Raw genomic sequence first — 6,475 nt, forward strand, 5'->3', positions numbered from 1 at the left:
AAAAATGAAAGAAATGATGCTAGCCATAGACCAAGAAATGTTGTTTTTCTGCCTTGTAGGCGTGGGCTTTTTTGTGGTGTGTTTGTTTATCTATGTGGTTGCAAAGGACAGAGATACACACAAGCGATTGCATAGGTTTGAGGGAGCTATCACAAGCCTAGCAAAAGAGATTTACAAAACCCAAAAAGGCGTGGAGAAATTTGAGCAAGAGGGCAACAAAATCGACTTCCTAAACGCGCTAGATGGCGGGAATCATAGCGAGCAAGGTAGCTCACTGCAAGAAAAAATCACTTCTATGAACAAAAAAATAAACGAACTAGATAAAGATATAGATATGCTAAAAAGCCACTATGATGAAAAAATCATAAGCCTAGAGAACAAATTGCGAGAATATGGGCATTTCACAAGCGGTGGTGGCGATATAGATGAGAAAAAAATCATCGATATGTTTCAAAACGGCTTTAGTATCGACTCGATTGCAAAAGAGCTTCGCATAGGGCGTGGGGAAGTAGAATTTACCCTAAAACTTGCCAATATCAGCTCGCCTACTATCAAGTAAGATTTTATTTGTAAGTAGGATTTTTGCAAACTAATATTTTTGCAAATAAAGTTTTTTGCCAAATGGTAGATTTTGCAAAATTATGTGATTTGGTAGATAAAAGATTTGAGTAGATTTTGGCTAAAAGACTACTTCTTTGAAAGTCTTAAAAAGTCTTTTTCGCGCTAGATTTTGCGCTTTTGCATTAGATTTAGCACTAGATTTAGTGCGATAATTTTTTGCAACAATTTCAAAAACCCAAAATAAAATAAAAGGCAGACTTTGCTACAACTTGCAGAATTTTTTTCAAACCCCAAAGAAACTTGTAGCTATTTTGGCGATAGGTGCTCGCATTTTCGGTATTTCTACATTCAGCAGTGTCCGCTTGAATTTTGTCAGGGGCTTATTGAGCGAGGGTGGAGGCGATTTGGCGAGTATTTTTTCGTGCCTATTTGCGCGGAGTGCAAGGAGTGCATTTCGATTCGGCAGGTGGTTAGGGGATTTGAGCCAAACAAATCCCAAAGGCGCGTGATTGCCAAAAATGCCGATACGCTTATCACTATCGCTCGCCCAAGTGTCGATGATGAGCGACTAGCCCTGTATGATAGCTATCATAACGCAATGAATATCAAAAAAGGCTGGAACTATCGCGGAATCACAAAAGAAGTGTATAGTGATAATTTTGTCTATGGCTATAATAGCTTTGGGTATGAAATCACTTATCGCAGGGAGGGGAAGCTCGTAGGTGTGGGGTATTTTGATATGCTAAAAAACAGCATTTCTTCGATTTATTTTTTTTATGACCATAATTTTGCTAGACTAAGTCTTGGCTCATTTAACATCCTCACACAGCTACTCATCGCAAAGAGGAAAAATCTATCATATTTTTATCCCGGGTATTGGATAAAAAACCATTATAGTATGGGATACAAAGAGCATTTTCGACCATTTGAGGAGCTGATAAATGCACCTGATATTTTTGAAGTGCCTATTTGGAAGCCTTATTTTGCAGAATCTAACACTTCAAGCGATGATTTCATACCAAAATCTAGCGTGAAATCTGTATAGCGCGATTTAGTGCAAATTTTAGCCTAAAATTTAACCAAAAGACAATCCAAACCCCACGACAAAAGGACACAAATGCCACAAAACACCACACAATCCACACAAAACACAAACTCTACAAATGCCACAAGCACCGCAAAATCAACCGCCCAAGCACACGCACTAAGCAATCGCTTATCCCTGCTTTTTGGCAGATTTGCAAACTACGCGTTTCCGCGCTTTTTTCAGCGTATCATAAACGCCGTATATGTGCGGATATTTCACATTGATTTGAGTGATTTCGCCCCTGCGGATACTTACCCCACGCTAAACGCGCTTTTTACCCGCTCTCTAGCCAAACCCCGCGCATTTGATACAAACCCAAACGCACTTATCTCGCCTAGCGATAGCTTGATAATGGAGCAGGGCAGAATCTTTGTAGAGGACTCCACCCTAAAGGCACTCCAAATCAAAGGAATGTCCTACCCCATAGATGAGTTTCTAGGAGAGAGCAGGTGCGTGCTAAACGCGCTAGATTCTGCCTCCCCGCTTAGCTTTGTAAATCTCTATCTATCTCCTAGCGACTATCATCATTACCACGCGCCGTGTGATATGCGGATTTTGGAGGCTAGGTATTTTGGTGGCGTGCTACTACCTGTGAACCCCCCCTCGCTTCGCAAAAATCATCATCTTTTTATCCAAAATGAACGCGTAGTGCTTGTAGCAGAGGATTTGCGTGGCAAAAGGCTGTATTATGTCGCGGTGGGTGCGCTAAATGTCGGCAAAATGATATTCCACTTCGAGCCAAAAATCCACACAAACGCCACTCCAAACGCACGCGAAATCTACACATACACCACACCCATAGAAATCAAAAAAGGAGAGGAGCTAGGGACATTTATGATGGGCTCTACTATCGTGCTTATCGCTCAAGGCTTGCACCCGCAAGCCCAAAGTGGTGCAAAAGTAGCACAAGGCGATACTATCGCCCTGCTAGAATCATAAAATGCACCACAACACTTCAAATAATTCTAGCAAGCGAAATTTTGATAAAGAATCGCTATTTTTGCGTGCTCTGTGTGGCAAAAATGCACCAAGAAGCACGATAAAAGGCATAGGTGATGACGGGGTGGTGCTATCAAAGCCACTAGCTAGACACGACAAAACAAACTCTACTTGCCCAAATGCCTTTGCTACCTTTGCAAAAGTCATCGATTCTGCGCGGGAGTTTGTCATCGCAAATGACGGATTTTGTGAGGGAATCCACTTCAAAAGAGAATGGCTAAGCCTAGAGCAAATAGCCAAAAAAGCAATGCTTGTAAATATCTCTGATATAGTAGCGATGAATGCCCGCCCCAAATACGCCCTAGCTAGCATACTCCTCCCGCCTCTTAGCCCTAGAGAGACGCTACAAATAGCCCACTCACTTAGAGAGGTAGCACAAGACTTTGGCATAGCATTTATCGGCGGGGATACGATGAGCGGAGATAGGCTAGAGTTTCATATCACGGTTTTTGGCACACCTCAAGGCAAGCTACTCTTTCGCAAAGGACTACAAAAAGGCGATTTGCTCTTTTGCACGGGTAGGGTGGGGGAGAGCCTAAAGTCTTTGCAGGCTCTAAGCAGAGGACAAAAAATAAACAAAAATTCCAAGCGATTTTCTCGCTTTGTAGCTCCTATTCTTAGGGCGGATTTTATCAAATCGTGTGCACGGTTTTTGCACTGCGGGCTTGACATATCTGATGGCGTATATGCCGAGCTAAACCGCCTAAGTGCGATAAATCATCTAGGGTTTTGTCTAGCCAAAAAATCTAGCATGGCAAAAAGGGCAGGGAGCGTCAAAAGTAGTGATAAAAGAAGCGATAAAAGAGGTAATAAAGGTGGCAATAAGTGTAGTGGTAAGCGGTGGCAAGCACAAAAGCCACTAAAATCTAGCAAAGTCCTGCCTAGAGTGCTACAAAAGAGTGCTTACCTAAGTGGCGAAGAATACGAAATGCTTTTTAGCATTTCCCCAAAGGACAAGCTAGCCCTTTTGCGAAAAGCGAAGCAAACTCGCACGCCACTATGCTTCATCGGCACTGCTAGGACAAAAATCACTCACTTTACCCCCAAAATCTGGCATTAGGTTTTATTGTAGTGAAAGGGTTTGAGGGCGAGTGTTTTTTTTTGTTTAAAAAAAATATTTTCTTGCCACAAAAAAAATCAATCACTTGTCATACTGAGGTTTGGCGGCACAAACCGAAGTATCTCAAAAATAGACTTCTTAAAGAACTGCTCTATGTTTTGTAAATTTTTGCAAAGTTGCATTTATGCTTTTTTAGAGATATTTCGCTAACGCTCAATATGACAAATCTGCATTGAGATATTTCGGTTTCTTGCGAAACCTCAATATGACAAGCTTGCATTGCTATGTAGATAAAAATGACACAAAATAAACCTACTGCACTCCATTGCTATGTAGTAGTTTATAGCCATCACACCCCTCTTGAATTCCCAAATCACAGGCTTTGCCAAAGTATTGCTTAGCAGTGGAATAATTTAGTCTCACTCCTTTTCCAAGAGAATAGGAACTTCCTAAACTTAAACAAGACTGTCCCTCATTCAACTTATTACAAAGGATTTCAAAATACTTATTTGCATTAAAAAAATCCTCTATAAGATTATAAAATATTGCTACTTGATAGCAAAACCCACCAATATCGCTACAATATTGTGTGCCATAGTCTTTTTGGATTTTATTAAAAGCTACTTTACAAGCATTTTTATCTTTTTTATTTAAGCAACTTTGCGCATTCTGAATCCATTCCGCAATATCACTAGGGGTCATATTTCCTGCAAGAAGCCCAGCCCTTTGACAAGCGTTTTTATCATTCTTTTCAAAACAATCTTGAATATCCTCATCACTCATCGCCCCCATACTTACACTTACCACACTTGTTAAGATTCCAAACACTAGCACTAATCTTTTCATTGTCTTACTCCTTTTAGCTTTTAGTATTGACAATAATTTTTTCCAAAAAATACTTGATAAAGTTTGCCACTGCTATCTTTGTAAGTGCCTATGTTTCCGTATTCATAGCCGTATTGTCCCCACGAGCAATTAACCAGCGTTACATACATTCCGCCGATATAATACGCACTTGCCACACTTGCAAATAGTGCGCTTAATGCTATACACACGATTATCTTTATTGCTCTTTTTGTATGGTTTTGGTTTGCATTGCTTTTGCTTGCAAATTTTGCTAGATTTGAAGTTTTGTTCTTCATTGTTACTCCTTTTATGTTTTTTTAGATTTTACTTTTTTTACATTGTCCGCTTTTTATGGATTTTATGTCTTTATTGCACACTACTCATTGTTTTTTTTTGCTCCTTTTATTCTTGGGATTAGCTTGGTATTATGGAATTTTTACGCGCGGTTTTAATAAATGAATAAAGCATAAAACCAAAAAGTATGCTATACACTCCACCCGCCACAGATAGCGGGTCAAGTAGCATTCGTTTATCGGTAAAAATCTCAATAGGTGGGATAAGATACTTGGGCGAGGCAATAAATAAAGCAAGTGTAATAACGCAAGAAAGATAAAAAGCTAGTTTTCTCACATTTTGGCAAAGAATAGTTGCTATAAAAATCACAATAAAAGCTCCAAATAATGCGAGGTTGATAATAGTTGCCCAACAATAATGATTTGCCAAAAAGCACTTGATATATTTATCATAACATTTGGTTAAAATATGAGGATTGTAATCCCAAAAACCACAATATAAAGAAAAACCCACTATCACAGCACAGCTTAACACACCAAAAATCCCTATCACAATAAGCAGGGATTTTATGGATTCTAGCAAATCTGTATGGTGAGCGGAAGTGTGGCGATAAAAACAGAGCTGAATCTTCTCAATACATTTTTTGCGCTCATTGCTTGGATTTTTCTTAGATTCTGGAGTAGGCAGTCTTAACTCTATTTCTTTTGCATACAACTCCAACTTATGCCAAGCGCAAGCGTCTAATAAGTTGTTATTCGTAATAAGCACATTTTTTATCGTGCGAAATGAATCGCGAGCATTGCTTGCATAGCGGATTTTGTGATTATTATCTAGCGTTTGTTTTTGTGTTTTATATTCATTTGTACCTTGTGAATATTGCTGTTTTAGGGAATTGAGTTTGTTTTGATATGTTCCATCGATTCTATACTCTTTGATAAACTGCTTCACTTTATCAAAATCTATATCATCTATTTTCACATTGATAAAGTTTGTGGCTTGGAGGTTTTGAAATACGCAAGTAGAGAAGTTTGGAGCATATTTAAACTCTGCATTATAAAACGACACTACACCATTAAATATACTCTCGTGGAAGTCTGCATATCTCTCAAAAACAGCGTGATTAAAAAACACATTGCCATTAAACTCGCAATTTGTAAAATACACTCTTTTGTGAAATTCACAATGCTGAAAGTCTAGGCGTAAGGGTTGTGTGCTTTGTCTAAAATCATTTGGATTTTTTTCATTGTGTTTTGCTTCGCTATCATTATGTGCTTTAGAGCTAAGCGGAGCAAAGCAAATATACTCAAACCTTACTTCGCCATTAAATACGCAATTTTTAAACGATAGCTCATCTTGTATGTAGATAATTTTGCGTTTAGATTCTTTAGATTTCTCATCGCACTTATTGGATTCTATATCAGCGCATATTTGTAAAGGTTTATTGATGAAATATTTATCATTTTGTTTTTGAATTGCATTGTATAGTTCATCTTGTGGATTTTTGCATTTTTCACACGCGCTATCAAGGACATTTTCAAAGACAAATGACTTTCCTTGCTTTATGGTAAGTATGAGTTTATCTTTTGCAAAATCAAAGTGCAGATTCTCATAGATTTGTTGTTTAGGCA

At 38.6% G+C, this 6,475-nt stretch carries 7 protein-coding genes; 4 read left to right on the forward strand and 3 right to left on the reverse strand.

Going from position 1 to position 6,475, the window contains the following annotated elements; translation table 11 throughout:
* Positions 1 to 4: 4 nt before the first annotated feature.
* The 4 genes from CQA40_RS09525 (at position 5) to CQA40_RS09540 (ending at position 3,707) form a co-directional block, all read left to right on the forward strand.
* Positions 5 to 559 (forward strand): DUF6115 domain-containing protein, encoded by a 555-nt coding sequence (locus CQA40_RS09525; RefSeq protein ID WP_023927720.1) that lies wholly within the window; start codon positions 5 to 7, stop codon positions 557 to 559.
* Positions 560 to 820: 261 nt separating this feature from the next.
* Positions 821 to 1,606, forward strand: coding sequence for an arginyltransferase (locus CQA40_RS09530; protein ID WP_115520607.1), 786 nt, complete (start codon positions 821 to 823; stop codon positions 1,604 to 1,606).
* 72 nt (positions 1,607 to 1,678) lie between these two features.
* Positions 1,679 to 2,587, forward strand: coding sequence for a phosphatidylserine decarboxylase (locus CQA40_RS09535; RefSeq protein WP_115520608.1), 909 nt, complete (start codon positions 1,679 to 1,681; stop codon positions 2,585 to 2,587).
* Between the two features lies 1 nt (position 2,588).
* A complete protein-coding gene (locus tag CQA40_RS09540) occupies positions 2,589 to 3,707 on the forward strand; it encodes a thiamine-phosphate kinase (protein ID WP_115520609.1) in 1,119 nt (372 codons plus the stop codon).
* 312 nt (positions 3,708 to 4,019) lie between these two features.
* Here the strand turns inward: CQA40_RS09540 and CQA40_RS11720 are convergent, their stop codons facing one another.
* From CQA40_RS11720 to CQA40_RS09555, 3 genes are all read right to left on the reverse strand, one after another.
* Complete coding sequence (locus CQA40_RS11720; protein WP_258864534.1) at positions 4,020 to 4,553, reverse strand: hypothetical protein; 534 nt, start codon at positions 4,551 to 4,553, stop codon at positions 4,020 to 4,022.
* Positions 4,554 to 4,573: 20 nt separating this feature from the next.
* A complete protein-coding gene (locus CQA40_RS09550) occupies positions 4,574 to 4,849 on the reverse strand; it encodes a hypothetical protein (protein WP_115520610.1) in 276 nt (91 codons plus the stop codon).
* A gap of 118 nt (positions 4,850 to 4,967) precedes the next feature.
* Positions 4,968 to 6,475 (reverse strand): pentapeptide repeat-containing protein (locus tag CQA40_RS09555; RefSeq protein ID WP_115520611.1); only part of this gene is annotated, 1,508 nt, incomplete at its 5' end.

The sequence above is a fragment of the Helicobacter sp. MIT 01-3238 genome (genome assembly GCF_003364135.1).
GTDB lineage: Bacteria > Campylobacterota > Campylobacteria > Campylobacterales > Helicobacteraceae > Helicobacter_B.

Coding starts and splice junctions, on each gene's coding strand:
- CQA40_RS09550 (WP_115520610.1), bottom strand. CDS start 4,849: ATGAAGAACAAAACTTCAAATCTAGCAAAATTTGCAAGCAAAAGCAAT.
- CQA40_RS11720 (WP_258864534.1), bottom strand. CDS start 4,553: ATGAAAAGATTAGTGCTAGTGTTTGGAATCTTAACAAGTGTGGTAAGT.
- CQA40_RS09535 (WP_115520608.1), top strand. CDS start 1,679: ATGCCACAAAACACCACACAATCCACACAAAACACAAACTCTACAAAT.
- CQA40_RS09525 (WP_023927720.1), top strand. CDS start 5: ATGAAAGAAATGATGCTAGCCATAGACCAAGAAATGTTGTTTTTCTGC.
- CQA40_RS09540 (WP_115520609.1), top strand. CDS start 2,589: ATGCACCACAACACTTCAAATAATTCTAGCAAGCGAAATTTTGATAAA.